This is a genomic window from Stenotrophomonas sp. LMG 10879 (genome assembly GCF_002750935.1).
In the GTDB taxonomy this organism is placed as follows: domain Bacteria; phylum Pseudomonadota; class Gammaproteobacteria; order Xanthomonadales; family Xanthomonadaceae; genus Stenotrophomonas; species Stenotrophomonas lactitubi_B.
The window spans coordinates 1-16,756 of the sequence record NZ_PEJT01000016.1; the positions used below are offsets into that span (position 1 = coordinate 1).

The window sequence follows — 16,756 nt, forward strand, 5'->3', positions numbered from 1 at the left end:
CGGCAAACCCCTTTACACGGCCATCCGCGAACGCGGCCACAGCAGTACCGCCAGCTTCAACATCCTGGCCAGAAAGCTGGCCAAGATCGCCTGGGGCGTCTTCAAGAGCGGTCGGGACTTTGATCCAGCCATGCTGAAAGTGGGTCAAGCCTGCTTCCAGCAGGCTTGACCACAAACATAGGATCTCGGCTCTACAAGATGTCCGCCCGCGCGACCGGCTCAGGCCTTGCGGCGCTCGATCAGGTTCAACAGCGGCCCGGTCATCGCAGTGGTCACCAGCGCCATGATCACCAGCACCGCGAACAGGCGGTCGCCGAGCAGGCCCAGTTCGTAGCCCAGGTTGAGCACGATCAGTTCCATCAACCCGCGGGTGTTCATCAGCGCACCCAGCCGCCACGCCTCGCGCGAGGCCATGCCGGTACTGCGCGCCGCACTCCAGGTGCCCAGCAGCTTGCCCACCGTGGCCACGGCGATCACCACCACGCACAACAGGATGTCGCTGCCCTGCAGCGCGTCGGCACGCATGCGCAGGCCGGTCATGGCGAAGAACAGCGGCAGCAGCAGGGTCACCGCGAACGGTTCGACCCTGGCCACCAGCAGCTGCCGCAGCTGCGCGTTGGACGACACCGCCACACCCGCAGCGAACGCACCGAACAACGCATGGATGCCGAGCACTTCGGTAACCAGCGCACTGGCCAATGACAGCAGCAGGATGCCCAGCAGCCAGCGCCCTTCGCGACCCGGCGCGATCGTCTGCCGGGCAAACCACGGCTTCACCAGCCCCAGCATCAGCGCGATGAACGCCACCACGCACAGCAGGTTGAGGCTGGCCGGCAGCCAGCCGGTAGCCTGCGCTGCCGCCACGATCAGCGCCAGCAGGCACCACGCGGTCGCATCGCCCAGCGCCGCGCAGGCGATGGCGGTCTGCCCCAGCGATGTGTGGGTGATGCCGCGATCAGCGAGGATGCGCAGCAGCACCGGGAAAGCGGTGATGCTCATCGAGATGCCGACGAACAGCGCGAACGCGGTGAAACCCACGCCCTGCGGACCGTGCTGCGGATACAGCCAGATCGCCAGGACCACGCCGAGCACGAACGGCACCGCGATGCCGGCGTGGCTGACAGTGAAGGCGAATCGGCGACGCCCACGCAGCGCGCCCAGATCCAGCTCGGCGCCGGCCACCAGCAGGAACATCAGCACGCCCAGCTGGCTGAGCATGCCCAGCGGCCCCAACGAAGCGGCCGGGAACAGCGCGCCGTGCACCTGTGGCAGCAGACTCCCCAGTAACAGCGGCCCCATCATTAGGCCAGCGGCCATCTCGCCGATCACGGCCGGCTGTCCGAAACGCTTCAATAGTGCGCCCGCGCCTTTGGCGACCAGCAACAGCACCAGCAGCTGCAGCAGGAACAGGCCGAGCGGCGAGGCCAGGTGATGCGCCCAATCACTGCCGACCACGGCCTCGGCCTTGCTGGCCACCGTCGGCAGCCCGGGCCCGGCATAGCGGGCCAGCAGCAGGCCGACCAGCAACGGCACGCCAGCCCATACCAGGTACCGCCACGCCCACTTCGTCGGTCGCGCGGAACCTCCGGTCTGTACGTCCATGAACATTCCCCAATGTGCAGGGCGCCGATGATACGTCCTTGCCTGCTCCGGCGCTGCGCGCTCGCCGGGCATGGTCCGGCGCTACCGTTGTCAGGCGACCGGGCACTGCCGGTCAGGCCAACGCCTGCTCGTGCACCCCGGCGATGGCGCGGCCCGACGGATCGGCGGCGGCGGCAAAGCTGGCATCCCAGGCAATGGCTGCCGGCGAGGAACAGGCGATCGACTTGCCGCCCGGCACGGTTTCAGCCGCCGCGTGGCTGGGGAAGAACTGCTCGAACAGGTGGCGGTAGTAGTACGCCTCCTTGGTCTGCGGCGGATTGTGCGGGAAACGCTTGTCGGCGGCGGCCAGTACGCGGTCGCTGACCTGCGCTTCGGCATGCGCCTTCAGGCCGTCGATCCAACCGTAGCCGACGCCGTCGCTGAACTGCTCCTTCTGCCGCCACAGGATGCTGTCCGGCAGGTAGCCCTCGAAGGCCTCGCGCAGCACTGCCTTCTCGATGCGGCGACCACCGAAGCCGGCACCGACCATCTTGTGCGCGGCATCGAAACGCATCGCCACGTCGAGGAACTCGCGGTCCAGGAACGGCACGCGCGGCTCCACGCCCCAGGCCATCATCGACTTGTTGGCGCGCAGGCAATCGTAGTTGTGCAGGGCGTCGAGCTTGCGCACCAGTTCCTGGTGGAATTCGCGCGCGTCCGGTGCCTTGTGGAAGTACAGATAGCCGCCGAAGATCTCATCGCTGCCTTCGCCGGACAGCACCATTTTCACGCCCATCGCCTTGATCCGGCGCGCCAGCAGGAACATCGGCGTGGAGGCGCGGATGGTGGTGACGTCGTAGGTTTCAATGTGGCGGATCACCTCCGGCAACACATCCAGTCCTTCCTCGAAGGTGTATTCGAAGCCGTGGTGCACGGTGCCCAGCGCTTCGGCGGCAACCGCAGCAGCGGCCAGATCCGGCGAACCCTTCAGGCCGATGGCGAACGAATGCAGGCGCGGCCACCAGGCTTCGCTCTGGCCGCCATCTTCGATGCGACGCCGCGCATAACGTGCTGCCACGGCGGCGACCAGCGATGAATCCAGCCCGCCCGACAACAGCACGCCATACGGCACGTCACTCATCAGCTGGCGTTCGACCGCATGTTCGAAGGCCTGGCGCAGCTCGGCGAGATCGGCCTGGCGGCCCTGCACGTCGTCGTACTCGCGCCACGGCTGCTGGTAGTAGCGCACCAGTTCGCCGCTGGCACTGTCGTAGTAATGGCCCGGCGGGAACTGGGCAACGTCGGCACAGGTATCGACCAGCGCCTTCATTTCAGACGCTACGCGCAGCCGCCCCTGCGCATCATGGCCCCAGTACAGCGGCACCACGCCGACCGGATCGCGCGCCACCAGCACACGGCCGGCTGCACGGTCCCACAGGGCAAAAGCGAAGATGCCGTTCAACTGTTCCAGCCATTGCGCCGGCGATCCGCCCTGGCGGTACAGCGCGTTGATCACCTCGCAGTCCGAACCGGTCTGGAAGGCATAGGCTTCGGCGAGGCCGGCCTTGAGCTGCTGGTGGTTGTAGATCTCGCCGTTGACCGCCAGCGCCAGCTGCCCGTCTGCGGACAGCAGCGGCTGCGAGCCGCCGGCCGGATCGACGATGGCCAGGCGCTCGTGGACCAGCAGCGCGCCTTCATCCAGGTACACGCCGCTCCAGTCCGGGCCACGATGGCGCTGGCGCTGCGACAGCTCCAGCGCATGGCGGCGCAGGGAAGGAAGATCGTCACCGGCCTGCAGGCCGAAAATACCGAAGATCGAACACATGGGTGGAACTCCTGTTGTGGGGAAGTACACGGGGGGAAGGTGTTCGACCGGCCATCCAGGCCCGGGTGGCGCTGCGCCCGGGCACAAAAAAACCCGCATCGACCGATGCGGGTTTTCTGGTGTCCGGGCGTATGTTGCTGTCTATCTACCCAGGGCGCAGTCCCGCATCGGCCGCGCACGATTATTCGCGCGCAGATTATTGCGGTTGTTGTTGTTGACGGCGGTGGCCAGGCGGATCGACATGGCATCGACCCTACCCCGGTTTCCGCCGCCGCGCAACAGTTGCGTCGGCAACCACGTCCTGAAGCGCATAATGGCCCGCCCTGAATCGTGTAACGGGAATGCAACACTGCAATGGACGCACCGCAGCGCTGGCCGCCCTGCTCTGCCTGGGCCTGGCCGCTTGCCAGACCCTGCCTCCTCCCTCGGCCCTGCCGCCGGCCCAGCAACAGGCACTGGAACAACGCGGAACCGACGGCAGCTTCGACGGTGCCTTTGATACCGCGGAAACCTTTGAACGCTTCAACGATCCGCGCGCCATTGCCTATTACGAGCGTGCGGCGGCAGTCACCCCCTGGACCTTCCACAACACCAAGGCGGAAGAAGCACTGGGCCGGATCTGGATCTCCGGCACGCTGCGCCATGCCGACAGCCCCCACATCAACCCGGCACCAGTGCTGCGCGCGTCCTGGCGACGTGGCGAACGCGCCTACCTGGCGGCGGCCAACCACGGCAATCCCTATGCGTTCTACGGGCTCGCCACGGCCTATCGCCAGCGTGGTGACGCACAACAGGCGCTGCGCTGGGACCTGCGCGGAATGATCTACCAGCGCTACGCGAGTTCATCATCGCGACTGCCGGATGCGGTGGCTGCGCAGGGTGACACCGTGCATCCGCTGGTTGCGCAGATCCAGCGTCGCGCCGAGCGTGGCGATGCCGAAGCGCAGGTGGATCTGGGCGCACTGCTTGAAAAAGGCGTGGGCCTGCCGCGCGATCCGGCACGCGCGCTGCAGATGTATCAGCGTGCCGCGGAACAGGGCAATGTGTTCGGCCAGTACTTCGCCGGGCTGCTGCTGGGCCGGAGTGCGCCGGGCGTGGAGAGGGACAGCGATGCGGCGGCGCGTTGGTTCGCCAAGGCCGAGGCGCAGCGCTTCTACATGGCCGCGCCGAGCTACTGGAAGAAAGCGGTCGAACCGCCATTCTTCATTTTTTCGGAATAGTAGAGCCGAGCCATGCTCGGCTGCATCTACCAGGGAAAATCAGCCGAGCATGGCTCGGCTCTACAGGAAGGCGTGCCGACCAACGGTCGGCACCCACCGTCCTCACACCAGCAGGCGTTCAACCAGTCGCTGGTACAGCCCCGGCAGCGCTTCCAGCTCGTCCACGCGCACGTTCTCATCCACCTGGTGGATGCTGGCGTTGACCGGGCCGACTTCGATGCACTGCGCACCCAGTGGCGCGATGAAGCGCGCATCGGAGGTGCCACCCCCGGTGCTCTCTTCCGGCGCGCGTCCGGTGTGCTCGGCAAGGACCGCACGCGCCGCTGCACGCAACGTACCTTCGGGCGTGTAGAACGGCTCGCCGCTGCGGTGCCACTTCAGCGTGTACTGCAGGCCATGACGGTCCAGCAACGCAGTGATCTCCGCCTCCAGCTTCGGTGCATCCCAATGCGGGTTGTAGCGGATGTTGAAATCCACCTCCAGCTCACCGGGAATCACGTTGTTGGCGCCGGTACCGGCATGGATGTTGGAGATCTGCAGGCTGGTCGACGGGAAGCTCTCGTAGCCCTCGTCCCAGCGCCGTGCGCTCAGTTCGGCCAGCATCGGCGCGGCAAGATGGATCGGATTGCGCGCCTTGTCCGGATAGGCCACATGCCCCTGCACACCCTGCACGCGCAGCTTGGCCGACAGGCTGCCACGCCGTCCCACGCGCAGCAGGTCGCCCAGCGTGGAGGTGGACGACGGCTCGCCGGTGATGCACCAGTCGATGCGCTGGCCGCGCTCGGCGAACAGCCGCGCGACATGGCGCACTCCATCGATGGCATCGCCCTCTTCATCACTGGTCAGCAGCACCGCCAGCGTGCCCGTGTGCTGCGGATGGGCGGCAACGAACTGTTCGGCAGCGACCACGAACGCAGCCACGCTGCCCTTCATGTCGGCGGTGCCACGACCGTACAGCACGCCATCGCGGATCTGCGGCGCGAACGGATCGCTCTGCCATGCCTCGCGCGGGCCCGGCGGCACCACGTCGGTGTGGCCCAGCAGGACCAGCACTGGTGCGCCGCTGCCGTGGGTGGCCCACAGGTTGTCGACCTCGCCCAGCCGCAGGTGCTCGCAGGTGAAACCGGCTGCCTGCAGACGTTGACCGATCAGCGCCTGGCAACCGGCATCGTCCGGGGTCACCGACGGCCGTGCAATCAGATCGCAGGCCAGGTCGAGGACGGCGCTCACGCGCCGCCCACGCCGAAGCGCGCCTTGAAGCCGTTGTCACTGAAACCCTGGCTGACCTTGCCGTCGGCGGTCACCACCAGCGGGCGCTTGATCAGCTGCGGGTACTCGCGCAGCAGCAGTTTCAACTCCGCCTCCGAATCGGCGGCCTTGCGGTTGTCCGGCAACTGCCGCCAGGTGGTGGAGGACCGGTTGACCATCGCCGCCAGGCCACCCAGCTGGGCGGCCCATTCCAGCAGCGTTTCCGGGCTGGGCTTGTTGTCGCGGTAGTCGACGAAGGTGTACGGCACGCCGAAGCGGTCCAGCCACTTGCTCGCCTTCTTGCAGGTATCGCAGTTCTTCAGACCGTAGACGGTGGTGCTCATGCGTGCGGCTCCGTCAGTCGGCCAGGCCGCGCAGCAGGTCGTTGACGCTGGTCTTGCTGCGGGTACGGGCATCGACCTGCTTGACGATCACCGCGCAGTACAGCGAGTGGGTACCGTCCTTGCTCGGCAGCGAGCCGGACACCACCACGCTGTACGGCGGGATGTAGCCGTAGCTGATTTCGCCGGTGGCGCGGTTGTAGATGCGGGTGCTCTGGCTGAGGAACACGCCCATGCCGATCACGCTGTGATGGCCGACGACCACGCCTTCCACCACTTCCGAACGCGCACCGATGAAGCAATGGTCTTCGATGATGGTCGGGCTGGCCTGCAGCGGCTCGAGCACGCCGCCGATGCCGGCACCACCGGACAGGTGGCAATGCTGGCCGATCTGCGCGCAGGAACCGACGGTGGCCCAGGTGTCGACCATGGTGCCTTCGCCGACGTACGCACCGATGTTGGTGAAGCTCGGCATCAGCACCACGTCCTTGCCGAAATAGGTGCCGCGACGGGCGATCGCGCCCGGCACCACGCGCACGCCACCACGGCGGAACTTGGCCTCGTCATAGCCGGCAAAGCGCGATTCGACCTTGTCCCAGAACGGTGCCGGGCGTGCATCGACCACGGCCATGTCGTTGACGCGGAAATACAGCAGCACCGCCTTCTTCAGCCATTCGTTGACCTTCCAGCCACCATGGCCGTCCGGCTCGGCGACGCGGAATTCGCCGCTTTCCAGGCCATCGATCACACGGTTGACCAGCGGACGGGTCGAGCCTTCCAGTTCGTGCAGGGTCAGCGTGGCGCGGCGCTCGAAGGCGCTTTCGATGCCGAACTTCAGTTCTTCCACGCCCGGGCCGGCCGGCTTGCGCAGCGACTTGCGTGCGATGTTCTCGGCGCGTGCGGCTTCGGCGGTCTTGGCCGGGGCCTTCTTCGCCGGCGCCTTCTTCACCGCAGCCTTCTTCGGCGCGGCAATCTTCTTCGCAACCGGCTCAGCGGCAGTGGTCTTTCTGGCTGCTGCGCTCTTGGCGGTCGCGGCAGTCTTCTTTGCAGGCTTGGTGGCCATCAGGCGGGGTCTCCGGCGTTTCGATCAGGGTCCAGGCAGGCCAGCATTGCGTCATGCAGCTGCTGCCGGGCGGATTCAGTCAGGGGGAGGTCGTGTTCGTCACTGATCACGAAGGTGTCTTCGGCGCGTTCGCCGAATGTGGCAATGCGCGCGTCCTGCACGCGCAGTCCCTGGTTGCGCAGCACGAACGCCACGTCGGCCAGCAGGCCGGGACGGTCGGGTGCGACCAGGGCAAAACGGGTTGCGCCGGGTTCATCGCGGAACTCGATGCGCGGGGCGAAACGGAAATGGCGCAGCTGGCGTGGCACCACCCGGCGCGAGGGACGCAGCCGCGTCAGATCGCCACTGAGCGCCTCACGCAATGCTGCTTCCAGGTTGGCGCTGCTGCCATCGGCAAACGTATCGGCCGGGCTCACTTCAAAATTATCGAAAATCGTGTCGGCCGGTCCATCCAGAACGCGCGCGCGGTGGATGCCGTAGCCCTTGCGGTCCAACGTCATCACGATCGCGGCGAACAGGCCATCACGGTCCGGCGAGTGCACGAACACTTCCAATGCCGGGTCATCGACGCTGATCCGGCGCACCTTCACCAGCGTCTGGCCCTGCTTGATCGGTACCAGCGCGGCGGCCTGCCAGGCCAGCTGTTCCGGGCGCAGGCGGATGAAACCTTCGTCGGGCATCACCGCGAACTGGCGGTCGATGGTGGCATCGTCGTAGCCCTGCTCGCGCACCAGCGCACGCACGCTGTCGCGCGCTTCGGCCACGCGCTCGGCGGCCGGCACCGGGTGCTCCAGGCCCTCGCGCAGCGCGCGCCGGGTCGCGAAGTACAGATCGGCCAGCAGCCGGTCCTTCCACGCGTTCCACAGCTTCGGGCTGGTGCCGGCGATGTCGGCGCAGGTCAGCAGATAGAGGTAATCCAGACGGTCGCGGCTGCCGACCAGGGTCGCGAAACGATGGATCACGTCCGCATCGGCGATGTCCTGCTTCTGCGCGGTCACCGACATCCGCAGGTGCTGTTCGACCAGCCAGGCCACCAGTTCGGTATCCGAACCACTCAGCCCCTGCGCGTGGCAGAACGCCCGTGCATCGACCGCGCCCAGTTCGGAATGATCGCCGCCCCGGCCCTTGGCGATGTCGTGGAACAGGCCGGCCAGCAGCAGCAGTTCGGGCTTGCGCAGGCGCGGCCAGACTTCATGGGCGATCGAGAAACGTTCGTCGGCGCGACTGCTGGCGAACAGCCCCATGTTGCGCAGGACCATCAGCGTGTGCTGGTCGACGGTGTAGACATGGAACAGGTCGAACTGCATGCGCCCGCTGACCTGGGCGAACGCCGGAATCCACTGCCCCAGCACGCCCAGCCGGGCCATGCGCGAAAGCGTGTCGACCGGGCGCTGGCCGCGCAGCAGGGCCATGAACTGTTCGCGCGCGTCGGCATCTGCCTGGTCATAGGCAGGCAGCAGCGGCAGCGACTCGGCCAGCGCGCGCGCGGTCAACGAATGCAGGCCACGGATCTGCGGATTATTGGCCCAGCTGGCGAACAGCGCGAAGACCTGGCCGATGTCCGCGTTCGGCCAGTCGGCATCGTTGGCCGCCAGATAGCCACGGCGCAGGGCGAACCCCACGGTCAGCGGTTCGGGCTGTGCCTCGCCATCGAACTGTTCCTCGAAACGCTGCAGCAGACGATCGCTGATCCGCCGCACCACCGAAGCGGCGCGGTAGAAGCCCTGCATCATCTTCTCGACGCCCAGGCTTTCGGCGTCGTCTTCAAAGCCCAGGCGCGCGGCCAGGGTCTTCTGGTAATCGAAGCGCAGGCGCTCTTCGGGCCTGCGCGCCACCAGGTGCAGGCCGAAGCGCAGTCGCGCCAGCACCGCGCGTTCGCGCTTCAGCGCGGCGGCCTCGTCAGCGCCCAGGTGGCCCAGGCCGACCAGCGCTTCCAGATCGCGCACGCCAAACGCACGCAGCGCCATCCAGCCCAGCGTGTTGAGATCGCGCAGGCCGCCGGGACCATCCTTCAGGTCCGGCTCCAGGTTGTCGGCGGTATCACCGAAGCGCTGGTGGCGGTTGCGCAGTTCCTCGAGCTTGGCCAGGAAAAACGCACGCGGTGGCCACAGTTCGCGGTCATCCACCGCCGCACGCAGCGCGCGCCGTGCTGCCTCATCGGCCATCAGCGGGCGCGCTTCGATCAACGCCGTCAGCACGGTCTGGTCGGCAGCGGCCTCGCTGCATTGCGCGGCCGAACGCACTGCGTGACTGACTGCCAGGCCGCAATCCCACAGCAACGCGAACAGGCGCGCGAGCGCCTCCTCGTGGGCCAGCTGCGCCTGCGAATCGCCGAACACCAGCAGGTCGATGTCCGAGCGCGGAAACAGTTCACCGCGCCCATAGCCGCCCACGGCGAACAGCGACAGGCCACTGTCGGCCGGCAGGCAGCGCTGCCAGGCATGGCGGATCAGGTGATCGGCCGCGCGCGCGCGCAACGCCAGCAGGCGCTCGATGTTGTCGCCCTGGTCGAAGCGGCGGTACAGGCGCGTGTCGGCCTGCTGCAGCGCATCGCGCGCGGCAGCAGCCCAGTCCGGGTCGTTGAGCGACGCGGCCGGCGTGTCCAGCAGCGAACTCGCCGGCAGCATCCTCAGGAGACCTGCGACTCGCCCGGCGACAGGGTCAGCACGTCCACCCCGGTCTCGGTGACCGCGATCATGTGCTCCCACTGCGCCGACAGCTTGCGGTCCTTGGTCACCACGGTCCAGCCATCGGGCAGCACCTTGTTGTAGCGGGTGCCCTCGTTGATCATCGGCTCGATGGTGAAGGTCATGCCCGGCTGCAGCACCAGGCCCTGGCCCGGGCGACCGTAATGCACCACCTGCGGTTCATCGTGGTAGACCTTGCCGATGCCGTGGCCGCAATACTCGCGCACCACGCTGAAACGCTCGCCTTCGGCATAGCTCTGGATCGCATGGCCGATGTCGCCCAGGGTTGCGCCCGGACGCACCGCGCGGATGCCGCGCCACATGGCTTCATAGGTGGCGTCGACCAGGCGCTTGGCCATCACCGACGGGGTGCCGACGAAGTACATGCGGCTGGTGTCGCCATGCCAGCCGTCCTTGATGACGGTGACGTCGATATTGATGATGTCGCCATCCTTGAGGACCTTCCCTTCGCTGGGAATGCCGTGGCAGATGACATTGTTGACCGAGGTGCACACGGTCTTGGGGAAGCCGCGGTAGCCGACGTTGGCCGGAATGGCGCCCTGCACGTTCACGATGTGGTCGTGGCAGATGCGGTCCAGTTCCTCGGTCGTGACACCGGGCTTGACGTGGGGGGTGACGATGTCGAGCACTTCGCTGGCCAGGCGGCCGGCGATGCGCATCATCTCGATTTCCTGCGGGGTTTTGATATTCACGCTCATGGCACCCATTATCGCCGATCCGGCCGCAATCTGAACGAACGCCACCCAACTGGCGATACGGGCCATGCACGGATCCGGCAAGCAATGTGAAAGCGTGATGGCCCACACCCTTTCGAATCCCTGATTCTCACGGAATACAGACACTTGCGGTGCCTACGCTGGCCCCACTGTCGTCAAAACGGCGCCGAACGTGCCGTTTTCGCCCTGTTCAACGGACCTTCGGGTCAGGGAGGTTGTCCATGCGATCCGCAGCTCGTTCCCCTTTGGCCTGGGCCCTGGCCCTGCTGCTGGCCGGCCCGGCGGCCGCCGCCGACACCACCACGTTCAACGTCACCCTGGTGGTCACCAAGGCCTGCACGATTACTGCGGCCGCAGCCACCAACGTCGATTTCGGTACCGCCGCCTCCACCACCGCCACCCCCACCCTGGGCCAGGGCACTGTGACCGCGCAGTGCTCGGCGCTGACCCCGTACACCATCGCGCTGAATGCCGGTGCCAATGCCGGCACGGCCAATGACGTCACCACGCGGCGGATGAAGAACACCAACGCCGCAGTGACCGCGAACAACTACGTGGGCTACCAGCTCTACCAGGATGCCGCACACACCCTGGTCTGGGGCGCCACCACCGGCACCAACACCCAGGCCGGCATCGGCACCGGGCTGGCGGTGCCCTACATCGTCTACGGCCAGATCCTCAACCTGAGCACGGCCAACGCTGCTACCGGCAACTATCTGGATACCGTTACCGCCACGATCACCTATTGATGGAGCACGCCCGCATGGCCGGATCCCGCCCGTGGCGCGCCACCGGCGTGGCGCTGCTCGTCTTCAGCCTGCTTGGGGGCAACGAGGCCTCGGCGACCAGCCTGCAGGTCGCCCCCACCAGCCTGCAGCTGGAAGCACGCCAGCGCGCTGGCGAACTGTGGTTGACCAACAGCGGCACCTCGCCGGTGAAGCTGCAGGTAAGAGTGTTTCGTTGGGTACAGCAGGACGGGAAGGAGCAACTGCTGCCCACCGAGGATCTGCTGGCTACGCCACCAATGCAGGAACTGGCAGCGGGCCAGCAGCAGCTGGTGCGGGTCATGCGCGCCGTTGCCGACGCACCGGCTGCGCAGCAGTACTACCGGCTGATCGTCGATGAGGTGCCCGATCTGGCCACGCGCAGCGAAGGCATGCAGTTCGTACTGCGCTATTCCATCCCGGTGTTCGTGCAACCCGGCGCCGGCGGCCGGCTGGCACCGCAGCTGCACGCCCGCCTGGTCCGGCTGGACGACGGTCGCAACGGCGTGGAAGTAGGCAATACCGGCAACAGCTACGCGCAGATCGCCGACCTCGCCCTGGGCAGCCCGGAGCGGCCGCGCATCGTCCATCCCGGCCTGCTGGGCTACGTGCTGCCCGGCCAGGTCATGCGCTGGCCGCTGGAGCGCACGGCGATCGACCGCGACAACGACCAGATCACGGCCAAGCTCAATGGCGAGTCGGAACAGACGTCGCTGCCGCCACCACCGGCTCGCTGAGGCGCTGATGAGCGCAGCGCTCGGTGCGGCCCTGTCCCCGGCGGCCCATGCAGCCGATGTCTCCGGGGTCTCCGCCGATGCCCTGCTGCCACCACCGACCCCACTCACGGCCAACCAGACGCTGTACCTGGACGTGACCCTCAACAGCACGCCACGCGGCCTGCTGCCCTTCACCGACAATCGCGGCCGCCTGCAGGCCAGCCCCGAGATCCTGCGCCAGCTCGGTTTCAATGCCAGTGGCGATGCTCCCGTGTATCTGGACCAGATCAGCGGCGCGGTGGTGCGTTATGACGCGCACCTGCAGACCCTCGCGCTGGACGTGCCCCTGGACCAGTTGACCCTGCCCACGACCGTGCTCAGCCGCCCGCAGGTGCGCACCCCGCGCGGCAGCGCCTCGCCCGGCGTCCTGCTCAATTACGACCTGTATGGCAGCCGCGTCGACCGCCTCGGCAATCTGACCCTGAGCTCTGAACTGCGGGTGTTCGGCGTGGGTGCCGGCACCTTCGAGAACACCGCGGTCAGCCGTCGCTACCAGACCGGAGACCGCCACTGGCGCAGCGACAGCGTACGCCTGGACACGCGCTGGACCCTGGATTTCCCGGACAGGGCGCTGACCCTGGAGGTGGGCGACTTCTACAGCGGCTTCGTCGACTGGAGCCGGCCGGTACGCCTGGGCGGCCTGCAGATCGGCCGCAATTACGGATTGCAGCCGTACCGTGTGCTTACCCCGACGCCGGCCTTCCTCGGCCAGGCGGTGGTGCCATCCACGGTCGAGCTGTATGTCGATGGCCTGCGCCAGTACAGCGGCCAGGTGCCGGTCGGACCATTCCAGCTGGCGGCGCAACCGGGCATCAGCGGCAACGGCAGCGCGCAGGTCGTGGTCACCGATGCGTTCGGCCGCATGCAGACCCTGGATTTCAGCTTCTACGGCACCCAGCAGCTGCTGGCCAAGGGCCTGTCGGACTGGTCGCTCGGCGTCGGCCAGCTGCGCGAGCAGTTCGGCGAGCGCTCCTTCGCCTACGACGACCGTACCGTGGCAAGCGCCAGCTGGCGCGGCGGCGTCAGCGACACGTTCACCGGCGAAGCACGCGCCGAAGGTGGCGGCGGCCTGGCACAGGCCGGCGTGGGCGGATGGTGGCTGCTGGGCGGTGCGGGCGTGTTCAATGCCGCCTATGCCCACAGCCGCTACCAGGGCCTGCAGGGCGGCCAGTGGGCGCTGGGGTACAGCTGGAACAACCGTCGTTTCAACGTCAATCTGCGCAGCGTGCGCAGCCACGGCGACTACCGCGACCTGGGCGCGCTGCAGGCCAACCTGCCGCCGAGCATCAGCGAGCAGGCCACGGTCGGCCTGGACCTGCTGCGGCTGGGCACCCTGAGCGCCAGCTACCTGCGCCTGCGCTATCCCGATGGCGAGGACAACCGCTATGCCAGCCTGTTCTGGTCACGCAGCTGGAGCCAGCGCTGGTCGGCCTACCTGTCGGTCAACCAGAACCTGGACAACAGCGATGACCGCAGTGTCTACCTGTCGCTGACCGCAAGCCTGGGCAACAACCGCCAGGCCAGCCTGTCCAGCCAGCGCAACGGCGACAGCCAGAGCTGGGTCGCCGATGTCACCCAGCCGGTACCGGGCGACGGCAGCGCCGGCGGTATCGGTTGGCGCGCACAGGTGCGCCACGGCGACGACGGCAGCGGCGGCCTGGCCGAAGTCGGCATCCTCAACGATGTCGGCCGCTATGCCTTGGGTGCCTCGCGCCAGTCCGGCCTCAACTACGCCTATGGCAGCGCCAGCGGCAGCCTGGTGTGGATGGCCGGGCACGCCTTCGCCGCGCGCGAAGTCGCCGATGCCTTCGCCGTGGTCAGCACCAATGGCGTGGGCGGTGTACCGGTGCGGCTTGAGAACCGCCTGATCGGTGTCACCGACGATCGTGGCCTGCTGTTGATCAGCCCGCTGCTGTCCTGGCAGCGCAACCGCGTCTCCATCGATACCCTGGACCTGCCGGCGGACATGCGCGCTGATCGCATCGAGGACTGGGTAACACCGCGCCAGCGTGCCGGCACCGGGCTGACCTTCAACCTGCGCTCGCGGCCTTCGCTGACCCTCACCGTGCAGGACATGGCGGGGCAGCCGCTGGAAGCGGGCAGCGAGGTGCAGCTGGCGGATGGCCGCCAGGCCTCGGTCGGTTACGACGGACTGCTGTATCTGGAAGAAGTGGCCGCTGGCACCGTGCTGTACATCACCACCAGCAGGGGGCAGTGCCGTGCGCGGGTACCGGCGTCGCCACAGGTGGTCGCTACGGGAGCACGGCCGCGCCCGGCGCCGCTGCAATGCGTGCCGGAGGTGGCGCCATGAGCCTGCGCCTGCTGCTTGGCCTGCTGCTGCTTGCATGCCTGGTGCCCAGCCTGCCGGCCCGCGCCGCGGCCGTATGCACCGCAACCGCAGACGCCCTGCTGCCGTTCGGCAACGTCAACAGCGGCGCCGCCGGCCCGACCTCGGGCACGCTGAACATCACCGTGACCTGCACCACCGCCGCGCTGAGCCTGCTCGCCACCACCGGCGTGCGCGTCTGCGTGGGCATCGGCAACGGCACGGGCGGCAGCACCACCACGCCGTGGCGAACGATGGTCAACGGGAGCGGCGATACACTCAATTTCCAGCTCTACAACACCTCCAACTACAGCCAGGTGACCGGCCTCACCCCGCGCGGCGTACCGCCGGCGCAGGAGCTGACCATGACCTACAACGTGCCCCTGCTGACCGGCGGCAGCGGCGCGCAGAGCGTGCAGTTGTTCGCGCAGATCCCGGCCAACCAGGTGCTGGCATCGGGCAGTTACAGCAGCACCTTCAGCGGCGCCAGCGTGGTGCTCACCTGGGCCTGGAACGAGGTGCTGCTGGGCAACGCCACCGTTCCGGCCACCTGCAATGGCGGCGCTACCGGCACCAACACCGCCAGCAATGCCTTCACCTTCAATGCCACTGCCAACGTGCTGCCACAATGCGGCAGCTACCTCACCACCACCATGAATTTCGGCAACGTCACCGGCGGCATTCCCGCCAACATCGACCAGACCGCCACCCTCACCCTGACCTGCCTCAAGCGCACCGCGTTCCAGATCAGCCTCGACAACGGCCAGAACAACCCTGCACTGAGCAGTACCCGGCGCATGCGCACCACCATCGGCAGCAACAACTATTACCTGACCTATGAGCTGTATCGGGATGCTGCACGCAGCCAGCGCTGGGGCAATACGCTCAACGTGGACACCTTCAGCGGCGTCGGCACTGGCAGCGCGCAACCGTTGACGATCTACGGCCGGGTACCGCCGGTGAGCGGCCAACCGCCGGCCGGCACCTACAACGACCTGGTACAGGTGACGATCACCTACTGAGGGGCGCCCCGCACTACAGAATCGCCCATGTCGGCCGATACCGCGCATCAGATCGACAACAGGGTGGATGGCAGGTGGTTCGGGCAGTACTGATCGCAGCGATGTCCATCGCCAGCACGACAGCCTGGGCCGAGCCGGCGCCCGCCCCGTTGCAGATCCGCCTGACCGTGGTTGAAGGCTGCACCGGCACGGAGGGCGGCCCGCGTTGCCCGGTACCGCAGCAGCACAGCGACACCCTGCACCTGCCGCCACAGGTCCGTGAACTGGCCCCGCCAGCACAGGACGAGCAAGGGCGTGCGACCTCCGAACCGCCCACCACCTACTATTGATGCACCGGCTGCTGCCCCTGTTGCTGGCCCTGCTGCCCATGCCCGTGCAGGCGCTGGATCTGATGCCGACCACCCTGCGCCTGGCGGCCGCACAGGGGCGGTCCGAGCTGTGGCTGCACAACCCCGGCCCTGCGCATTGGCGCGGCCAGGTGCAGGTCTGGGCGTGGGACCAGCAACCGGGGGCCGAACAGCTGCAACGCAGCGCGCAGGTGCTGGCCAGTCCGACCCTGCTGGATCTTCCTGCCGGTGCGCGCCAGCGCGTCTGGCTGCTGCCGGCGTCGTCGGCGCCGGTGGCCGTCGAACAGGCATTCCGTATCATCCTGGCACCGGCAGAACCGGCCATGCCACGCTATTCACTGCCCCTGTTCCGCGGCGAACCGGTCCCCACGGCGGCCCCGGCCCTGCAGGCAGAGGTGGTGGTCAACGGGTCGCAGTTCATGCTGCGACTGCTGAACAGTGGCAACGGGCACGCGCGCCTGAGCGACCTTGCCTACGAGGGCGCCGACGGCCACCGCAGCCTGCTGCTGCCCGGTCTTGCCGGCTACGTACTGGCCGCGCGCCAGCGCCAGTGGCAGCTGCCACCGCGCGCCGATGGCTATGCTGGCGGCCGGTTCCACGCCCGCCTGCAGGACGGCACAGCGGTGATCCTGGCCGCGCCGGCACCTGCAATTGCAGCGCACCAGCCAAGCGGGCTATAATTCCCGGGATGTCCTGCCGCCCTGTGCGCGGGACGCCGTCCACGCCGGACGTCACCGGTGAATCCACACCTGCTGCCCCCATCCGTGCCGGGGTGCTCCGCAAGGAGTTCGGCCACGGAGGCAACAGGGAAGCCCAACC

14 protein-coding genes are annotated in these 16,756 nt (G+C 67.6%); 7 read left to right on the forward strand and 7 right to left on the reverse strand.

The features are described 5' to 3' along the window. Nucleotides 1-219: 219 nt before the first annotated feature. Nucleotides 220-1,608, reverse strand: coding sequence for a cation:proton antiporter (locus tag CR919_RS19405; protein ID WP_099821414.1), 1,389 nt, complete (start codon nucleotides 1,606-1,608; stop codon nucleotides 220-222). Nucleotides 1,609-1,714: 106 nt separating this feature from the next. Further along, nucleotides 1,715-3,406 (reverse strand): asparagine synthase B, encoded by a 1,692-nt coding sequence (gene asnB / locus CR919_RS19410; RefSeq protein ID WP_099821415.1) that lies wholly within the window; start codon nucleotides 3,404-3,406, stop codon nucleotides 1,715-1,717. A 341-nt stretch (nucleotides 3,407-3,747) separates the two neighbouring features. Between asnB and CR919_RS19415 the strand changes: the two genes are divergently transcribed. After that, a complete protein-coding gene (locus tag CR919_RS19415) occupies nucleotides 3,748-4,626 on the forward strand; it encodes a tetratricopeptide repeat protein (RefSeq protein WP_099821416.1) in 879 nt (292 codons plus the stop codon). A 102-nt stretch (nucleotides 4,627-4,728) separates the two neighbouring features. Here CR919_RS19415 and dapE read toward each other — a convergent pair whose 3' ends face one another. From dapE to map, 5 genes are read right to left on the reverse strand one after another with little or no spacing between them, the layout of a single operon-like run. Then, nucleotides 4,729-5,856 (reverse strand): succinyl-diaminopimelate desuccinylase, encoded by a 1,128-nt coding sequence (gene dapE, locus CR919_RS19420; protein ID WP_099821417.1) that lies wholly within the window; start codon nucleotides 5,854-5,856, stop codon nucleotides 4,729-4,731. Continuing rightward, the gene (locus tag CR919_RS19425; RefSeq protein ID WP_099821418.1) at nucleotides 5,853-6,218 is read right to left on the reverse strand and encodes an arsenate reductase; all 366 of its coding nucleotides are present in this window, start codon (nucleotides 6,216-6,218) and stop codon (nucleotides 5,853-5,855) included. The genes dapE and CR919_RS19425 overlap by 4 nt, the downstream gene beginning before the upstream one ends. A gap of 13 nt (nucleotides 6,219-6,231) precedes the next feature. After that, nucleotides 6,232-7,278: a 2,3,4,5-tetrahydropyridine-2,6-dicarboxylate N-succinyltransferase gene (gene dapD, locus CR919_RS19430; protein WP_099821419.1), complete on the reverse strand. Its 1,047-nt coding sequence runs from the start codon at nucleotides 7,276-7,278 to the stop codon at nucleotides 6,232-6,234. Further along, the gene (locus CR919_RS19435; protein ID WP_099821420.1) at nucleotides 7,278-9,905 is read right to left on the reverse strand and encodes a [protein-PII] uridylyltransferase; all 2,628 of its coding nucleotides are present in this window, start codon (nucleotides 9,903-9,905) and stop codon (nucleotides 7,278-7,280) included. Before CR919_RS19435 ends, dapD begins: the two co-directional genes overlap by 1 nt. Before the next feature lie 2 nt (nucleotides 9,906-9,907). Beyond that, a complete protein-coding gene (gene map / locus CR919_RS19440; protein ID WP_099821421.1) occupies nucleotides 9,908-10,750 on the reverse strand; it encodes a type I methionyl aminopeptidase in 843 nt (280 codons plus the stop codon). Between the two features lie 173 nt (nucleotides 10,751-10,923). Between map and CR919_RS19445 the strand changes: the two genes are divergently transcribed. The 6 genes from CR919_RS19445 to CR919_RS19470 all read left to right on the forward strand — a co-directional run bounded on the left by CR919_RS19445 (nucleotide 10,924) and on the right by CR919_RS19470 (nucleotide 16,617). After that, nucleotides 10,924-11,451, forward strand: coding sequence for a spore coat U domain-containing protein (locus CR919_RS19445; protein ID WP_099821422.1), 528 nt, complete (start codon nucleotides 10,924-10,926; stop codon nucleotides 11,449-11,451). Further along, on the forward strand, nucleotides 11,451-12,203 hold the full coding sequence (locus CR919_RS19450) for a molecular chaperone (protein ID WP_099821423.1): 753 nt from the start codon (nucleotides 11,451-11,453) through the stop codon (nucleotides 12,201-12,203). The genes CR919_RS19445 and CR919_RS19450 overlap by 1 nt, the downstream gene beginning before the upstream one ends. 7 nt (nucleotides 12,204-12,210) lie before the next feature. Then, nucleotides 12,211-14,553, forward strand: coding sequence for a fimbria/pilus outer membrane usher protein (locus CR919_RS19455; RefSeq protein WP_099821424.1), 2,343 nt, complete (start codon nucleotides 12,211-12,213; stop codon nucleotides 14,551-14,553). Nucleotides 14,554-14,555: 2 nt separating this feature from the next. Then, complete coding sequence (locus CR919_RS19460) at nucleotides 14,556-15,590, forward strand: spore coat protein U domain-containing protein (RefSeq protein ID WP_099821474.1); 1,035 nt, start codon at nucleotides 14,556-14,558, stop codon at nucleotides 15,588-15,590. 101 nt (nucleotides 15,591-15,691) lie between these two features. Continuing rightward, a complete protein-coding gene (locus CR919_RS19465) occupies nucleotides 15,692-15,919 on the forward strand; it encodes a hypothetical protein (RefSeq protein WP_099821425.1) in 228 nt (75 codons plus the stop codon). Beyond that, on the forward strand, nucleotides 15,919-16,617 hold the full coding sequence (locus tag CR919_RS19470; protein WP_099821426.1) for a fimbria/pilus periplasmic chaperone: 699 nt from the start codon (nucleotides 15,919-15,921) through the stop codon (nucleotides 16,615-16,617). The genes CR919_RS19465 and CR919_RS19470 overlap by 1 nt, the downstream gene beginning before the upstream one ends. The last annotated feature ends 139 nt before the right edge of the window (nucleotides 16,618-16,756 follow it).